The sequence below is a fragment of the Arthrobacter sp. DNA4 genome (genome assembly GCF_024362385.1).
In the GTDB taxonomy this organism is placed as follows: domain Bacteria; phylum Actinomycetota; class Actinomycetes; order Actinomycetales; family Micrococcaceae; genus Arthrobacter.
In genome coordinates this window covers 4,294,981-4,310,720 of the sequence record NZ_CP101466.1, presented here as the reverse complement: position 1 = coordinate 4,310,720, position 15,740 = coordinate 4,294,981, and the positions used below count along the sequence as shown (strand labels likewise).

13 protein-coding genes and 3 rRNA genes are annotated in these 15,740 nt (G+C 62.4%); 12 read left to right on the top strand and 4 right to left on the bottom strand.

Annotated elements, in window-relative coordinates; genetic code table 11:
- Nucleotides 1-41 precede the first annotated feature (41 nt).
- From NMQ03_RS19905 to NMQ03_RS19890, 4 genes are all read left to right on the top strand, one after another.
- A complete protein-coding gene (locus NMQ03_RS19905; protein ID WP_255175678.1) occupies nucleotides 42-1,079 on the top strand; it encodes an iron chelate uptake ABC transporter family permease subunit in 1,038 nt (345 codons plus the stop codon).
- Nucleotide 1,080: 1 nt separating this feature from the next.
- The gene (locus tag NMQ03_RS19900; RefSeq protein ID WP_255173641.1) at nucleotides 1,081-1,896 is read left to right on the top strand and encodes an ABC transporter ATP-binding protein; all 816 of its coding nucleotides are present in this window, start codon (nucleotides 1,081-1,083) and stop codon (nucleotides 1,894-1,896) included.
- Complete coding sequence (locus NMQ03_RS19895; protein ID WP_255173640.1) at nucleotides 1,893-2,933, top strand: siderophore-interacting protein; 1,041 nt, start codon at nucleotides 1,893-1,895, stop codon at nucleotides 2,931-2,933. Before NMQ03_RS19900 ends, NMQ03_RS19895 begins: the two co-directional genes overlap by 4 nt.
- Nucleotides 2,934-3,143: 210 nt before the next feature.
- A complete protein-coding gene (locus tag NMQ03_RS19890) occupies nucleotides 3,144-4,007 on the top strand; it encodes an SGNH/GDSL hydrolase family protein (RefSeq protein WP_255173639.1) in 864 nt (287 codons plus the stop codon).
- Here the strand turns inward: NMQ03_RS19890 and NMQ03_RS19885 are convergent.
- A complete protein-coding gene (locus NMQ03_RS19885) occupies nucleotides 4,004-4,309 on the bottom strand; it encodes a YciI family protein (RefSeq protein WP_255173638.1) in 306 nt (101 codons plus the stop codon). The two genes, NMQ03_RS19890 and NMQ03_RS19885, sit on opposite strands and share 4 nt — an antisense overlap.
- Before the next feature lie 59 nt (nucleotides 4,310-4,368).
- On the opposite strand from NMQ03_RS19885, the gene NMQ03_RS19880 reads away from it, so the two are divergent.
- Together NMQ03_RS19880 and NMQ03_RS19875 are read left to right on the top strand one after the other, a co-directional pair.
- Nucleotides 4,369-4,854: a MarR family winged helix-turn-helix transcriptional regulator gene (locus NMQ03_RS19880; protein WP_255173637.1), complete on the top strand. Its 486-nt coding sequence runs from the start codon at nucleotides 4,369-4,371 to the stop codon at nucleotides 4,852-4,854.
- A gap of 57 nt (nucleotides 4,855-4,911) precedes the next feature.
- Nucleotides 4,912-5,673, top strand: a complete 762-nt coding sequence (locus NMQ03_RS19875) for an SGNH/GDSL hydrolase family protein (RefSeq protein WP_255173636.1) — start codon at nucleotides 4,912-4,914, stop codon at nucleotides 5,671-5,673.
- 11 nt (nucleotides 5,674-5,684) lie between these two features.
- Here NMQ03_RS19875 and NMQ03_RS19870 read toward each other — a convergent pair whose 3' ends face one another.
- From NMQ03_RS19870 to NMQ03_RS19860, 3 genes are all read right to left on the bottom strand, one after another.
- Nucleotides 5,685-6,470, bottom strand: coding sequence for an FAD:protein FMN transferase (locus tag NMQ03_RS19870; RefSeq protein WP_255173635.1), 786 nt, complete (start codon nucleotides 6,468-6,470; stop codon nucleotides 5,685-5,687).
- A gap of 61 nt (nucleotides 6,471-6,531) precedes the next feature.
- Nucleotides 6,532-7,059: an FMN-binding protein gene (locus NMQ03_RS19865; RefSeq protein ID WP_255173634.1), complete on the bottom strand. Its 528-nt coding sequence runs from the start codon at nucleotides 7,057-7,059 to the stop codon at nucleotides 6,532-6,534.
- Nucleotides 7,056-8,522 carry a ferric reductase-like transmembrane domain-containing protein gene (locus NMQ03_RS19860; protein ID WP_255173633.1) on the bottom strand — a complete coding sequence of 489 codons (1,467 nt, stop codon included), beginning with the start codon at nucleotides 8,520-8,522 and terminating at the stop codon, nucleotides 7,056-7,058. Before NMQ03_RS19860 ends, NMQ03_RS19865 begins: the two co-directional genes overlap by 4 nt.
- Nucleotides 8,523-8,836: 314 nt before the next feature.
- On the opposite strand from NMQ03_RS19860, the gene rpmB reads away from it, so the two are divergent.
- The 6 genes from rpmB to rrf all read left to right on the top strand — a co-directional run bounded on the left by rpmB (nucleotide 8,837) and on the right by rrf (nucleotide 15,635).
- On the top strand, nucleotides 8,837-9,073 hold the full coding sequence (gene rpmB, locus NMQ03_RS19855; RefSeq protein ID WP_255173632.1) for a 50S ribosomal protein L28: 237 nt from the start codon (nucleotides 8,837-8,839) through the stop codon (nucleotides 9,071-9,073).
- A complete protein-coding gene (rpmG, locus tag NMQ03_RS19850) occupies nucleotides 9,073-9,240 on the top strand; it encodes a 50S ribosomal protein L33 (RefSeq protein WP_013602737.1) in 168 nt (55 codons plus the stop codon). The genes rpmB and rpmG overlap by 1 nt, the downstream gene beginning before the upstream one ends.
- A gap of 2 nt (nucleotides 9,241-9,242) precedes the next feature.
- Complete coding sequence (gene rpsN / locus NMQ03_RS19845; RefSeq protein ID WP_015938870.1) at nucleotides 9,243-9,548, top strand: 30S ribosomal protein S14; 306 nt, start codon at nucleotides 9,243-9,245, stop codon at nucleotides 9,546-9,548.
- Nucleotides 9,549-10,197: 649 nt separating this feature from the next.
- A 16S ribosomal RNA gene (locus NMQ03_RS19840) occupies nucleotides 10,198-11,718 on the top strand.
- Nucleotides 11,719-12,232: 514 nt separating this feature from the next.
- Nucleotides 12,233-15,357, top strand: a 23S ribosomal RNA gene (locus NMQ03_RS19835).
- 161 nt (nucleotides 15,358-15,518) lie between these two features.
- Nucleotides 15,519-15,635 (top strand): 5S ribosomal RNA (gene rrf / locus NMQ03_RS19830).
- Together the 16S, 23S and 5S rRNA genes form the textbook arrangement of a ribosomal RNA operon.
- The last annotated feature ends 105 nt before the right edge of the window (nucleotides 15,636-15,740 follow it).

Genomic DNA, 15,740 nt, shown 5'->3' with positions numbered 1-15,740 from the left:
CAGATATGGCTGCCAAAACCGGTCCTCAAGGACCAAAAGTGATGGAGCAACGCGGGGGACGGGGGCGACTGCACCGGACCGCGGTGCTGGCTGCCGCCGTCGTGCTCCTGTTCTTTGCGTCCGTCCTTCTGGGCAGCTACACGGTGACCATCCCGGATTTTTTCACCATCGTCTTCAACCACCTCACCGGCGGTGTGAAGATTCCCGGCGCCAGCTTCATCGTGATGGAGAACAAGCTTCCCCGTGCGGTCATCGGCCTCCTGATCGGGATCGCGTTCGGCCTGGCCGGCGCCCTGTTCCAGACCATGCTGCGGAACCCCCTCGCCAGTCCGGACGTCATCGGCATCAGTTCCGGGGCCAGCGCGGCGGCGGTTGTTGCGATCGTTGTTTTCGGCGCATCCGGTGCCGCGGTGTCCGGGGCCGCGCTGGCGGGTGCCCTGGCGGTGGCAGCCCTGATTTACGCGATCTCCCGCGGCGCCCGCCGAACCGGCAGGGGAACCGCTGCCGGAAACAGGCTGGTCCTGGCCGGTGTGGGGACCGCGGCAGCCCTCCAGGCCGTGGTCAGCTTCCTGATGACCCGGGCCGACATCCGCACGGCGGCCGACGCCCTGGTCTGGCTGAACGGATCCCTGAACTCCGCCAACTGGGACCGCGCCGGCATCCTCTTCCTCGCGCTCGCCGCCCTGGTTCCCGCCACTGGGCTTATCGCCGGGCCGCTGCGCATCCTGGAACTGGGGGATGACGCAGCCGCCGGCCTGGGCGTCCGGGTCAACACCGCGCGCCTGGCACTGGTGGTCGTCGCGGTATCGCTGGCAGCAGTGGCGACGGCGGCTGCCGGACCGGTCTCGTTCGTCGCCTTCCTGGCCGGTCCCATCGCCCACCGCTTCACCGGCAAAGCCAGCCTGCCGGCGTCGGCCATGGTGGGCGCCCTGATTGTCCTGGCGGCCGACTACTTCGCAGCCAACCTGGCCCCCTTGCTCCTGGGCGGCACCGTGCTGCCGGTGGGCGTGGTCACCGGCGCGCTCGGCGCACCGTTCCTGCTGTGGCTCCTGGTCACGGCCAACCGAAAGGATGCCTGACGTGGCAGTTCTCCAAGCCAAGGACCTGACCCTCGCCTACCACCAGCGCTGCGTGGTGGACGGGCTCAGCGTCCGGATCCCCGAAGGCAGGGTGACCATGATCGTGGGCGCCAACGCCTGCGGAAAGTCAACCCTGCTGCGCGGCCTGTCCCGGCTCCTGAAACCCGCCGATGGCGCCGTGACCCTGGACGGCAAGGACATCCATTCCCGTCCGGCACGCGAACTGGCCCGCACCCTGGGCCTGCTTCCCCAGCACCCCAGCGCCCCGGACGGCATCACCGTCCGCGACCTGGTGGGGCGGGGACGCTACCCGCACCAGGGCTTCTTCCGCAGCTGGAGTGAAGGGGACGACGCCGCGGTGCAGCGCGCGCTGGAAGCCACCGGAACGCTGGAGCTCGCCGGGCGGGACGTGGACGAACTGTCCGGCGGCCAGCGGCAGCGGGCCTGGATCGCCATGGCCCTCGCCCAAGAAACCGACGTCCTGCTGCTGGACGAACCCACCACCTACCTGGACCTGGCCCACCAGGTGGAGGTCCTGGACCTGGTAACGGACCTGAACCGCACGCGGGACACCACCGTGGCCATCGTCCTGCACGACCTCAACCTGGCCGCACGCTACGCGGACCACGTCATTGCCATGAAGGACGGCGCTGTTGCGGCCCTGGGCTCCCCGGGGGACGTGGTGACGGAGGACCTGGTCAAAGACGTCTTCGGCCTGGAGAGCCGGGTCATCCCGGATCCTGTCTCCGGTACCCCGCTGATCCTTCCCATCGGCCGCCACCACGCCACAACCACCGAACTGGAGCTCGTTTCATGAAGATCCGGCAAAGCGCCGCCACCCAGCCAATGAGCCTTGCCTTCGAGGTGACCGTCTCCGCCGTCCAGCAGCTGAGCCCCACGTTCCGCAGGATCACCTTCGGCGGCTACTCCCTGCGAGACTTCGGCGTCCACGGCCACACCCTGGACCTCCGGGTCAAGCTGGTCATCCCGTCACAGGCCCCGGACGGCGCGCCGCTGCCGGTCCCCGCCTTCGACACGGGCGACGCAGGCTGGTACCGGGACTGGCTGGCCATGGACCCGGCCGTGCGCGGCTCGATGCGCACGTATACGGTCCGGGAGGCGCGGCTGGATGCGGTGTACCCCGAGATCGACGTCGACTTAGTGATGCACGCCGACGACCACGGACACGCCGGGCCGGCCGCGGACTGGGCATCCAAGGCCAAACCCGGCGACCCGCTCACCATCATCGGCCCGAACAACCGCGCCGCGCACTGTGTCACCGCCGAAACCTATTCCGGCATCGAGTGGCGCCCCGGCATGGCCCAGCGCGTCCTGCTCGCCGGCGACGAAACCGCCGTCCCCGCCATCTCCGCGATCCTGGAAACCCTCCCGTCGTACATGAGTGGCCATGCCTTCCTGGAAGTTCCGCAGGCCGGCGACTTCCTGGAACTCAGCTCCCCGGCGGACATCGAAATCACCTGGCTGGCCCGCGGCGCCGCCATCGGACGGTCCCGGCCGCACGGGCAGCTGCTTGAGGAAGCCGTGCGCAAGGCCGTCCCCGTGCCCGGCTGGGTGGGCATCACGGCGGACGACGGCGGCGCTGGGCCGGAGCCCGATGACGTCAACGTGGATGAAGACATCCTGTGGGAGACGCCCGGGCGCCTGGAATCCTCCGTCATCAGCGGCTCCAGGAACCCGCACCTGCCCGCCGGTGCCCTGCCCTTCTACGCCTGGATGGCGGGCGAAGCAGGGGTCATCAAGGAACTGCGGCGGTACCTCGTCCGCGACGTGGGGATCGACCGGAAACAGGTGGCGTTCATGGGGTACTGGCGGCAGGGCAAAGCCGAAGGGTAGCCCCGGCCCCGTTGCTGGCTACGCCGGAACCGGCGGCTTGCCGTCGCTTAGACACCTCCTTCCGCTGCGTTCCCGCCGCGGGCGGCCTTCACTGCGCTCCTGTCGGCGATGCGCTCCTACGCAAGCCCCCGGTTCCGGCTACAAGGGTTCGTCACCATTGCTTTACCTCGGCTTTCCCTGCGCTTTCTTTTGTGGGGCTAGGTTAGCGTGGTGCCCTCTGATCCCTTGCTTCCTGACTCCGGGCGGCGGGTGTTTGTTGCCCTGGGGGATTCCTTTACCGAAGGGGTGGGGGACCGGGATGAGCGGCTGCCCAACGGGGTGCGGGGGTGGGCCGACCGGGTGGCCGAGAAACTCGCCAAAGCGCAGCCAGGGTGGAAATACGCGAACCTGGCCATCAGGAGCAAACGGCTGCGGCACATCGTCGACGAGCAGCTGGAACCGGCGCTGCGGATGCGGCCAACGCTTGTCACGCTCTACGCCGGTGGCAACGACATCCTGGACCTGAAGACCGACATGCCGGCGCTCATGGCGGACTACGAACAGCTGGTGGCCCGGCTGGCCGGCACCGGGGCCACGCTGGTCCTCTTCACGGGTTTCGACGTCAAGGTGTCCGCGTTGCTGGAGCCGCTGAAGAAGCGGAACACCTATTACAACCAGCGGGTCCGGGACATCGCGGATAAATACGGTGCAGTGCTGGTGGACTACTGGTCCCTGGACGCCTTCCACGACCGGCGGATGTGGGACTCGGACCGGCTCCACATGTCCAAAGCCGGGCACAAATACCTTGCAGGGCAGGTGCTGGACCAGCTGGGCGTGCCGCACAAGATCAAGCCCAAGGACTGGGAACCACCCACCCGGCCCAGTCTGCGCGAGTGGGAGCGGCGCCAGCGGCACTGGGTCCACGACTGGGTCCTGCCGCTCTTCGGCCGCAAGCTCCGTGGGGTCACGCTGGGGGACACCCTCACCCCGCGCTGGCCCCAGCCGGTCAAAGTCCCGCGGAAGGGCGGGTTGAAGAAGCTCGCCGCGGGAACGTACGACGGCGGCAGCACACCTTACGGCGCCGGCACGCCCTAGGGCGCGGGCTGGGGAGGGGTGTCCAACAGGATTTCGTAGCCCGGGGCCACCCGTCCTGCATGGAACTCCATGACTTCGAAGTCGGCAACCCCATTGGTATAGAACGGATCCTGCGCCAGGCTCGCATCCAGGGTCTCCCGTTCGGCCTGCGACAGCAGCAACCCGCCGGTGCGCGGAATCTTGCGCCCGGCGGCGATGAACACGCCGTCGTCGAACGCCTTCTGCAGCCAGGCCATGTGGGCGTCGTTGTGGAAGTCGACGATCTCCTGGGGCACGCGGTAGGTGAGGGAGACAACATACATGGGGCAAGCCTACCGGCGGCGCACCAGCTACTTGAAGGATCAATCGTAGAATAGGGAACATGACCGAACCCCGCTGGCTCAACGCTGACGAACGCCGCGCCTGGCTGGCACTGGTAAGCATCAATACGCTGCTGCCTGCCGCCCTGGACACCAAGCTGCACGCTGCGGGAAAACTGTCCCTGTTCGATTACACGGTCCTGGCCATGCTGTCCGAAGCCGAGGACCGGTTCCTGCCCATGAGCGAGCTCGCAGCCCGCACCAGTGCCTCCCTTTCCCGCCTCTCACACGTGGTGACCAAACTGCAGAAGCGCGGCTGGGTGGAACGCCGCCCGCACCCCCACGACGCGAGGGTGACCACCGCGCACCTCACCGAGGAAGGCATGGCCACCATCGTGGGCCTGGCCCCGGCGCATGTTGAGGACGTTCGTGGCCTGTTCCTCGATGCCCTGACTGAACAGGACGTGCTGGACTTGGCGCGGATCGGTGAAAAAGTGGTGGGACGCCTGGACTCGGACCACTGGATCCTGCGCGAAACCCAGGGCTGACCTGCGGAGCATCCCGGGTGATTGGTTGCTTCCGGCAACGGGTGGCAAACTAACCGCATGGATTTCACTTCCCGGTTTGTGGCACTTGGCGACTCTTTCACCGAAGGCGTCGGTGACGACGACCCGGCACGTCCCAACGGTGTCCGCGGGTGGGCCGACCGTGTGGCGGAACAACTCTGCGCCGCGGACCCGGACTTCGGCTACGCCAACCTTGCCATCCGTGGCAGGAAGCTCCGCCAGATCCTGGCTGAGCAGGTGGACGCCGCCGTCGAGCTCAACCCCACCCTGGTGACCATCTACGCCGGTGCCAATGACATTCTCCGCCCGCGCGTGGACATCGATGACCTCCTCGTGGAATACAACGACGCCGTGGGGAAGCTCGCTGCCACCGGTGCCACCGTGATGATGTTCACGGGTTTCGACGCCCGGGGCTCGAAGGTGTTCGGCACCATGCGCGGCCGCACTGCCATCTACAACGAACTGGTCCGCGGGATCGCCGGGGACCACGGCGCCCTGCTGGTGGACTACTGGCGCTTCAGCGAGTACTACGACTGGGGCATGTGGGCCCACGACCGGATGCACATGTCCGCCGCCGGCCACGCGAACATGGCCAAGCGCGTGCTTGAGGTCCTCAAGTATGACCACTCCATTGATGTCCCGCCCATGACTCCGGTCCCGGAACTGAGCGGGGCCGACGCCATCCGTGCCAACGCCCAGTGGTTCCGCGAGTACGCGGCGCCGTGGGTGGTCCGCCGCGTCACCGGCAAATCCTCGGGGGACAACCTGCAGGCCAAGTACCCCCAGCTCACGCGGCTGTAGCGCGGGTCCCGTTAGCGCGGGTCCTGGCTGCGCCTTTCCGACCCTGGCTGGAACGCCGGAGTCGCCAGCATTGAGCCGTCCGCGCGGATGGCCAGTACGGCAACGTCCCAGTTGTCCGCGGCATGGTCCAGCATCCGTGTCCCGCCGGCAACGATGGCGGTGGCCAGGACGTCGGCGGTGACAATATCCTCGGCGGCAACGGTGACCTGGACAAACCCGGCGTCACGCGCCCCGCCCGCCACCCGCCAGATGTGCTCGCCGCGTTCAGCGGAGCCGGAGGTGGCCATCGCGCTGTGCCGGCTGTTGCCGCCCAGCGGATATCCGGTGATGAGGGTCTGGCGGTCGGCAGGGTCCACCACGCCGGCTTTCCAGGGCTCGGCGCTGCCGGGGTGCGGCGAGCCGCTGACCAGGACGTCGCCGCCGGCGTTCAGGCACCAGTCCCGGCGGCCCAGGGCAAGGAGCGACGTCCCGGCCTCGCGGATGGCATGGCCCTTGATGATGCCGGACAGATCCAGCACCCCGTCCGGCCTTTCAGGGGTGAAGGCCCCTTCCGTGCGCAGGCGCCACTCATGGGCTTCGGTGTAACGCTCCCGCATCTGTGCCGACGCGTGGGGCAGCTTCAGTTCACCGCGCGCCAGCCGGCTGGCTTCCGACTCGGGACGGTACAGGCTAAACGTGTCATCCAGGTCCCGGAACAGGCGTTCGACGACGGCGGTGGCGGCAGCGAGCACGTCGAGCCCCGGCTGCCCTTCCGCGGGGGAGTCCACCGGCATCGTCAGGCCGATGACCGTTCCCATGCATTCAAAGGTGCGGGCCTTTAGAGTGATGCCAGCCGTGCCGGCGGGTGCCGGCATGGGGTTAGAGGTTTGCTGCATCGATGGCTGCCTGGAGAGAGGTGAGGTAGGCGTCGCTGGTGATGGTGGCGCCGCTGACGGTCTGGACATTGGCAGATTGTGCCGCCAGGACCTTGCTGCGGAGCAGGGGCGCCGCGCGGTTGCTGATCTGGATGGATTTGCCGTCCGTGTTGGTCAGCTGCAGCGCCGTGACATCGGTGATCTTCCCGTTCGCCACCGTGATCTGGACCTGCACGGGGCCAAACCGGGTCTGGACGGTGTTTCCTTTGTAGGTGCCGGAGGTGGAGGAACTGGAGGATCCGGAGCTCGTGGACCCGGAGGAGCTTGCGGACCCGGAGGAACCTGTGGTGCCCGACGAGCTGGAGGACCCCGACGAGCCCGACGCTCCCGTGCCGGTGGCACCCGTGGTGCCTGTCGCCGTCGTACTTGATGCCACGGTGCTGATGCCGCCCGCCTGCGTGCCTGTCTGCCAGCCCGCCAGGAGGATCCCGGCGGAGGCCAAAGCTGCTGCGACTGTTCCGCGAATTTTCACCAGTCAAACCTTTCGTGATGGATCTGTTCCTCGGGGACGCCGGCCTTCCCGGCATCCGCAATGACGTTGGCCGCCCACGCCGCCGGGCCGCAGACGTAGACGTCCGCATCCCTGATGTCCGGCACATAGGAGGTAAGGCTGTAGCCGTTGCGCACCGACTCCTCGGGAAGCCAGGTGGACTGGCCGTGGCCCCGCGGCCCGGTGAGGTGGAAGAGCCGGACCCCGCGCGCCTGGCAGAGGTCAAGGATTTCGTTGCCCAGGTAAAGCTCCTTGTCGGTGTGGCCGCGGAGGAGGACCGTGGCCTGGCCAGGAGCAAATGGGGTGGTCTCCAGCAGCGCGCGCAGGGGAGTGATGCCGATGCCGGCGCCGATCATCACCACCTTGTTCTTCGTCCGGGCTGCCGTGCTGAGCATTCCGTAGGGGCCCTCCAGGGCCACCTTGGTGCCCTTCCGCAGCCGGAGCAGCCGGGCGGAACCGTCGCCAAGGTTCCGGACAGTAACCCGCAGCGTCCCCTGGCCGTCCCGGCCGTTGACCACGGGCTCCGCGGACAGGCTGAACGGGTGGGGGTGCCACCACATGCCCGGAGCCAGGAAGCGCCAGATGAAGAAGCGTCCGCCCGTTCCTGCCAGCTGGTCCAGCTTCCGGCCCCGCATGACGATGTTCACCACGCCCGGAGCCACGGCTTCCACACGGGCCACCGTCAGTTGGTGGCGCACGGTGGCCAGCACCGGCTCAAGGATGCGGAAGTACACCAGCGCCGAGCCGGTGTAGATGCAGATGGCGAGCCAATACCACCGCTGCCAGGTGCCGGCGGCGAAGAGGCCGCCCACGCTGAACTGGTGCGGGATTGACGTTGCCACCGCCGCGTAGGTCAGCAGGTGGACCACGTACCAGAACTCATAGGGGAAGCGCCGGCGCACAGCCACCAGGGAGGTCACGACGACGGCGATGAACAGCGCCATGGAGACGAACGCCAGCCACATATCGGGCACCTGCACCCACAGGTTGATGGACTCGCTGACCGGGTCCAGTCCCTCGGCCATGCCGTATCCGACGGCGAGCAGGAGGCTGTGCGCCAACAGGAGGTAGAGGGACGGCTTTCCCAGTTTGCCGTGAAATTCCAGGGCCCGGTCATGGCCGATGGTGCGGTCGATGAACGGGATCCTTGCGGCCAGGAGCAGCATGAGCAGGACCAGGTCCATGCCCGCCAGCCCGGCCACGATCCCCGCAGCCGTGAACAGTGGGGCGGGCGAAGTGATGTTGGTGGCCCCGCCGTCGGCCAGCCACAGGGAGATTGCCGCGGCAACGGATGCCCAGGCAATGACGGTCAGCAGGTCCGTCCGCAGCATGCGCTGGCGGTACTGGCGGGCAAACCAGCCGCGGGCGGGTATCTTCGGTGGTGAAAGCTCCGGGCGGCCGGAGCTGCTTGCGGCCGGGGACGCCGGCAGGAGCTGCGTGTTCATGAATCAAACATGCGTGGGGAAGCTATGTCCCTGCTGTGAAAAGGGACCAGCGGCGGCTGTGACCTTTCAGCAGGGGCAAGCCCTTATACACCCGATTGGTCTTTAATTGCGTCAACTCGTAGACTTGGTAGGCGCTAAGTGCGCGGAGCGTGCGCAATTGCTCCGGTTGCCCGGTAATTTTCTCCAGGGTGGCCGGTAGTTAGGGGCTCAAGTTGCGTAACTAACCGTTGCCCGTACATTCTGTGGGTCGCACTTGGCAGCATGGTCCAGCAGCAGATATGCGGATCATTACTTTCAATTCTTGAGGAGAAGTCATGGCAGCACACTGCCAAGTGACCGGGGCCGAGCCGGGCTTTGGGCACAGCATTTCGCACTCGCACCGCCGCAACAAGCGTCGGTTCGATCCGAACATCCAGAAGAAGCGCTACTGGGTTCCGTCCCTGCGCCGTAACGTCACGCTGCAGGTTTCTGCACGTGGCATCAAGACCATCGACGTGCGCGGTATCGACGCAGTCGTCGCCGACGTTCTGGCTCGTGGGGTGAAGCTCTAGTGGCTAAGGACAAGGACGTACGTCCGATCATCAAGCTCAAGTCGACCGCGGGCACGGGTTACACCTACGTAACCCGCAAGAACCGTCGTAACGACCCGGACCGCATGGTCCTGAAGAAGTACGACCCCAAGATCCGCCAGCACGTCGAATTCCGAGAGGAGCGCTAAACATGGCTAAGAAGTCCAAGATTGCTCGCAACGAGCAGCGCAAGGTCATCGTTGAGCGTTACGCTGCAAAGCGCCTCGAACTGAAGAAGACCCTGGTTGACGAAAACGCAACCGACGAAGCACGCGAAGCAGCCCGCCTGGGCCTGCAGAAGCTGCCCCGCAACGCGTCCCCGATCCGTCTGCGCAACCGCGACATCATCGACGGCCGCCCCCGTGGCACCTTCCAGAAGTTCGGTATCTCCCGTGTCCGTTTCCGCGACATGGCTCACCGCGGTGAGCTCCCGGGCATCACCAAGTCTTCCTGGTAATCCAGCACCGCTGATTCCAGCTGCTTGAGAAGGGCCGGCAACCTTAGGGTTGCCGGCCCTTCTGCGTTAAGCCGTGGCAGGTGGGCGCCGGGTCGGCGGGCTGTGCGGCAGCCCACACGCCGGAATTACGACGCCGGCAGGCCGCTTGGGTGCTCCATCCCGGGTTTCGCCGCGCAAAACCGCGGATTTCCGGCCCCCGGAGACCCGGTTTGCGGTGGGCCCGGAGTGCGTGTATTGTTTTCTAAGTCGCCGCGGGGGAGACAGTGAAGAACTGTTCACCGGGTGGCCAAAACCCCGAAATCAAAGCCAAAATCTGGTTGCTCTTTAGGGCGCTTGAAATTGGTATGGGGCGGTCTTCAATTCGATGTGAATCCTGGAAGATGGATTTGACTCGGATTGTGGGATCGGGTAAGTTTGAAAAGTTGCTCCGGAGCGATCCTGAACGTTGGTTTGGGTGGTGCCGGGTGTGTCTGTTGTTTGAGAACTCAATAGTGTGCCAAGTTTGTTGATACCGATTATGTATGTAATTGGTTGAATTTGCCGAATCGTGCCGCCCCTGTGGTGTGGTTTGGTGTTTTTAGCTGGTTTCAAATTTTGTGCAGCCTTTGTCGCCGTTATTTCCGGTGGTTTTGGTTGTGTCTGTTTTACTTCAACGGAGAGTTTGATCCTGGCTCAGGATGAACGCTGGCGGCGTGCTTAACACATGCAAGTCGAACGATGATGCCAGCTTGCTGGTGGATTAGTGGCGAACGGGTGAGTAACACGTGAGTAACCTGCCCTTGACTCTGGGATAAGCCTGGGAAACTGGGTCTAATACCGGATATGACTGATCATCGCATGGTGGTTGGTGGAAAGCTTTTGTGGTTTTGGATGGACTCGCGGCCTATCAGCTTGTTGGTGGGGTAATGGCCTACCAAGGCGACGACGGGTAGCCGGCCTGAGAGGGTGACCGGCCACACTGGGACTGAGACACGGCCCAGACTCCTACGGGAGGCAGCAGTGGGGAATATTGCACAATGGGCGCAAGCCTGATGCAGCGACGCCGCGTGAGGGATGACGGCCTTCGGGTTGTAAACCTCTTTCAGTAGGGAAGAAGCGAAAGTGACGGTACCTGCAGAAGAAGCGCTACTAACTACGTGCCAGCAGCCGCGGTAATACGTAGGGCGCAAGCGTTATCCGGAATTATTGGGCGTAAAGAGCTCGTAGGCGGTTTGTCGCGTCTGCCGTGAAAGTCCGGGGCTCAACTCCGGATCTGCGGTGGGTACGGGCAGACTAGAGTGATGTAGGGGAGACTGGAATTCCTGGTGTAGCGGTGAAATGCGCAGATATCAGGAGGAACACCGATGGCGAAGGCAGGTCTCTGGGCATTAACTGACGCTGAGGAGCGAAAGCATGGGGAGCGAACAGGATTAGATACCCTGGTAGTCCATGCCGTAAACGTTGGGCACTAGGTGTGGGGGACATTCCACGTTTTCCGCGCCGTAGCTAACGCATTAAGTGCCCCGCCTGGGGAGTACGGCCGCAAGGCTAAAACTCAAAGGAATTGACGGGGGCCCGCACAAGCGGCGGAGCATGCGGATTAATTCGATGCAACGCGAAGAACCTTACCAAGGCTTGACATGAACCGGAAAGACCTGGAAACAGGTCCCCCACTTGTGGTCGGTTTACAGGTGGTGCATGGTTGTCGTCAGCTCGTGTCGTGAGATGTTGGGTTAAGTCCCGCAACGAGCGCAACCCTCGTTCTATGTTGCCAGCACGTGATGGTGGGGACTCATAGGAGACTGCCGGGGTCAACTCGGAGGAAGGTGGGGACGACGTCAAATCATCATGCCCCTTATGTCTTGGGCTTCACGCATGCTACAATGGCCGGTACAAAGGGTTGCGATACTGTGAGGTGGAGCTAATCCCAAAAAGCCGGTCTCAGTTCGGATTGGGGTCTGCAACTCGACCCCATGAAGTCGGAGTCGCTAGTAATCGCAGATCAGCAACGCTGCGGTGAATACGTTCCCGGGCCTTGTACACACCGCCCGTCAAGTCACGAAAGTTGGTAACACCCGAAGCCGGTGGCCTAACCCCTTGTGGGAGGGAGCTGTCGAAGGTGGGACTGGCGATTGGGACTAAGTCGTAACAAGGTAGCCGTACCGGAAGGTGCGGCTGGATCACCTCCTTTCTAAGGAGCGCCTACAGCTACCGGCCTGGATGTATGTCCGGGTGTGGGGGTTGTCAGGAAGCAAGCCCGTTGCGCAGGCGATTGTCCTGCGGCGGGTGCTCATGGGTGGAATATCAACAAATAGCGGCCGTTGTGTTGTCGTGTCCTTCTCTAGTACGAATCCCACCTGGTGGTGGTTCTGGAACGGTGGGCGTGGTGATGTGGTGGTTTTCGTGTTTGGCACACTGTTGGGTCCTGAGGCAACAGGACCACGGGTTCGCTGTCTTCGCCTTTCGGGGTGTGGGTGGTGTTCTGGTGGGAGTGTTTGTTTCTGGTTTCCCTGCCATGACACCCCACGCACGTGTGTGTGGGGTGTGTGGTGTGGGGTTGTTGTTTGAGAACTACATAGTGGACGCGAGCATCTTGTATAAGAAGCAATTTCCAAGATAAATGAACCTGGATCTGGTTCGTGTGCCTTTGGGTGCGCGGGACAGTTTTCATGGTTCTCTCGAGTGAGCTTGTTTTTGATCTTTGTGGTCAAGTTTTTAAGAGCACACGGTGGATGCCTTGGCATTAGGAGCCGAAGAAGGACGTAGGAATCTGCGATAAGCCTGGGGGAGTCGATAACCGGACTGTGATCCCAGGGTGTCCGAATGGGGAAACCCCGCCAAGCGCGCGAGTGACTTGGTGACCCGTACCTGAACACATAGGGTGCGTGGGGGGAACGCGGGGAAGTGAAACATCTCAGTACCCGCAGGAAGAGAAAACAATAGTGATTCCGTTAGTAGTGGCGAGCGAACGCGGATCAGGCTAAACCGTTCCATGTGTGATAGTACGGGCGTTGCATGGTCGGGGTTGTGGGACTTTCCATACCAGTTCTGCCGGGCTGGTGGGGTGTGATGTGCGCGCATAGGTGAACGGTTTTGAAAGGCTTACCAGAGAGGGTGTTAGTCCCGTAACCGTAATGTGTTTGTACCGCCTGTGAGAGTATCCCAAGTAGTACGGGGCCCGAGAAATCCCGTGCGAATCTGTCAGGACCACCTGATAAGCCTAAATACTCCCTAATGACCGATAGCGGACCAGTACCGTGAGGGAAAGGTGAAAAGTACCCCGGGAGGGGAGTGAAACAGTACCTGAAACCGTGTGCTTACAATCCGTCGGAGCCAGTCTGATTCTGGTGACGGCGTGCCTTTTGAAGAATGAGCCTGCGAGTTAGTGTTACGTCGCGAGGTTAACCCGTGTGGGGCAGCCGTAGCGAAAGCGAGTCTGAATAGGGCGTGTGAGTGGCGTGATCTAGACCCGAAGCGAAGTGATCTACCCATGGCCAGGTTGAAGCGACGGTAAGACGTCGTGGAGGACCGAACCCACTTCAGTTGAAAATGGAGGGGATGAGCTGTGGGTAGGGGTGAAAGGCCAATCAAACTTCGTGATAGCTGGTTCTCCCCGAAATGCATTTAGGTGCAGCGTTGCGTGTTTCTTGCTGGAGGTAGAGCTACTGGATGGCTAATGGGCCCTACAAGGTTACTGACGTCAGCCAAACTCCGAATGCCGGTAAGTGAGAGCGCAGCAGTGAGACTGTGGGGGATAAGCTTCATAGTCGAGAGGGAAACAGCCCAGACCACCAACTAAGGCCCCTAAGCGTGTGCTAAGTGGGAAAGGATGTGGAGTTGCCCAGACAACCAGGAGGTTGGCTTAGAAGCAGCCACCCTTAAAAGAGTGCGTAATAGCTCACTGGTCAAGTGATTCCGCGCCGACAATGTAGCGGGGCTCAAGTACACCGCCGAAGTTGTGGCATTCAGATATTAGCTAAGCCCTTGTGGTTCAGGCGTCTGGATGGGTAGGGGAGCGTCGTGTGGGCGGTGAAGTCGCGGTGTAAACCAGCGGTGGAGCCTACACGAGTGAGAATGCAGGCATGAGTAGCGAAAGACGGGTGAGAAACCCGTCCGCCGAATGATCAAGGGTTCCAGGGTCAAGCTAATCTGCCCTGGGTAAGTCGGGACCTAAGGCGAGGCCGACAGGCGTAGTCGATGGACAACGGGTTGATATTCCCGTACCGGCGAAAAACCGTCCATGTTGAACAGGGGATACTAACCGCCCGAGACCTGCCCGATCACCCTTGTGGTGTGAGGGTTTTGGTGGAGCGCGGGACCTGATCCTGGGAGGCAAGCGTATTAACAGGTGTGACGCAGGAAGGTAGCCGAGCCGGGCGATGGTTGTCCCGGTCTAAGGATGTAGGGCGAGTGGTAGGCAAATCCGCCACTCATATGGCCTGAGATCTGATGGGACCCCCGTTTGGGGGATTTGGTGATCCTATGCTGCCGAGAAAAGCATCGACGCGAGGTTTTAGCCGCCCGTACCCCAAACCGACACAGGTGATCAGGTAGAGAATACTAAGGCGATCGAGAGAATTATGGTTAAGGAACTCGGCAAAATGCCCCCGTAACTTCGGGAGAAGGGGGCCCCAACCTTGATCGGACTTCGCGTCCGGGAGGGGATCGGGGCCGCAGAGACCAGGGGGAAGCGACTGTTTACTAAAAACACAGGTCCGTGCGAAGTCGCAAGACGATGTATACGGACTGACTCCTGCCCGGTGCTGGAAGGTTAAGAGGACCGGTTAGCCTCACGGCGAAGCTGAGAATTTAAGCCCCAGTAAACGGCGGTGGTAACTATAACCATCCTAAGGTAGCGAAATTCCTTGTCGGGTAAGTTCCGACCTGCACGAATGGAGTAACGACTTCCCCGCTGTCTCAACCATAAACTCGGCGAAATTGCAGTACGAGTAAAGATGCTCGTTACGCGCAGCAGGACGGAAAGACCCCGAGACCTTTACTATAGTTTGGTATTGGTGTTCGGAGTGGCTTGTGTAGGATAGGTGGGAGACGTTGAAGCCCGGACGCCAGTTCGGGTGGAGTCATCGTTGAAATACCACTCTGGTCACTTTGGACATCTAACTTCGGCCCGTAATCCGGGTCAGGGACAGTGCCTGATGGGTAGTTTAACTGGGGCGGTTGCCTCCTAAAAAGTAACGGAGGCGCCCAAAGGTTCCCTCAGCCTGGTTGGCAATCAGGTGTCGAGTGTAAGTGCACAAGGGAGCTTGACTGTGAGAGAGACATCTCGAGCAGGGACGAAAGTCGGGACTAGTGATCCGGCGGTACATTGTGGAATGGCCGTCGCTCAACGGATAAAAGGTACCTCGGGGATAACAGGCTGATCTTGCCCAAGAGTCCATATCGACGGCATGGTTTGGCACCTCGATGTCGGCTCGTCGCATCCTGGGGCTGGAGTAGGTCCCAAGGGTTGGGCTGTTCGCCCATTAAAGCGGTACGCGAGCTGGGTTTAGAACGTCGTGAGACAGTTCGGTCCCTATCCGCTGCGCGCGCAGGAAATTTGAGAAGGGCTGTCCTTAGTACGAGAGGACCGGGACGGACGAACCTCTGGTGTGTCAGTTGTACTGCCAAGTGCACCGCTGATTAGCTACGTTCGGATGGGATAACCGCTGAAAGCATCTAAGCGGGAAGCTCGCTTCAAGATGAGATTTCCATACACATTATTGTGTGAGAGGCCCCCAGCCAGACCACTGGGTTGATAGGCCGGATGTGGAAGCGAGGACTAACGACTCGTGAAGCTGACCGGTACTAATAGGCCAATAACTTACACCACACAGATACATACAAAATTCTGCTTGCGTCCACTATGTGGTTCCCAACCAACAACCCCCCAACACGGGCACGGTACTGGTAGGAACCAACACAACTACATACAACACCACATGTTGTAACCACAGATTTCCCAACCCCCCCCGGGGGTTCGGGTACAAGGGTTACGGCGGTCATAGCGTGGGGGAAACGCCCGGTCCCATTCCGAACCCGGAAGCTAAGACCCACAGCGCCGATGGTACTGCACCCGGGAGGGTGTGGGAGAGTAGGTCACCGCCGGAACATCATTCATGGTCGAGGCCCCAACCACACACGGTTGGGGCCTCCCACATTTAACAAACAAAACAACCCCTGACTTGCTCCATCAGGTATGGTCCCCAAAACCCC

Excerpts from the sequence above, each read along its gene's own strand:
- NMQ03_RS19905 (WP_255175678.1), top strand. The coding sequence starts at position 42 with ATGGAGCAACGCGGGGGACGGGGGCGACTGCACCGGACCGCGGTGCTG.
- NMQ03_RS19895 (WP_255173640.1), top strand. The coding sequence starts at position 1,893 with ATGAAGATCCGGCAAAGCGCCGCCACCCAGCCAATGAGCCTTGCCTTC.
- NMQ03_RS19885 (WP_255173638.1), bottom strand. The coding sequence starts at position 4,309 with ATGTATGTTGTCTCCCTCACCTACCGCGTGCCCCAGGAGATCGTCGAC.
- NMQ03_RS19880 (WP_255173637.1), top strand. The coding sequence starts at position 4,369 with ATGACCGAACCCCGCTGGCTCAACGCTGACGAACGCCGCGCCTGGCTG.
- NMQ03_RS19875 (WP_255173636.1), top strand. The coding sequence starts at position 4,912 with ATGGATTTCACTTCCCGGTTTGTGGCACTTGGCGACTCTTTCACCGAA.
- NMQ03_RS19870 (WP_255173635.1), bottom strand. The coding sequence starts at position 6,470 with ATGGGAACGGTCATCGGCCTGACGATGCCGGTGGACTCCCCCGCGGAA.
- NMQ03_RS19860 (WP_255173633.1), bottom strand. The coding sequence starts at position 8,522 with ATGAACACGCAGCTCCTGCCGGCGTCCCCGGCCGCAAGCAGCTCCGGC.
- rpmB (WP_255173632.1), top strand. The coding sequence starts at position 8,837 with ATGGCAGCACACTGCCAAGTGACCGGGGCCGAGCCGGGCTTTGGGCAC.
- rpsN (WP_015938870.1), top strand. The coding sequence starts at position 9,243 with ATGGCTAAGAAGTCCAAGATTGCTCGCAACGAGCAGCGCAAGGTCATC.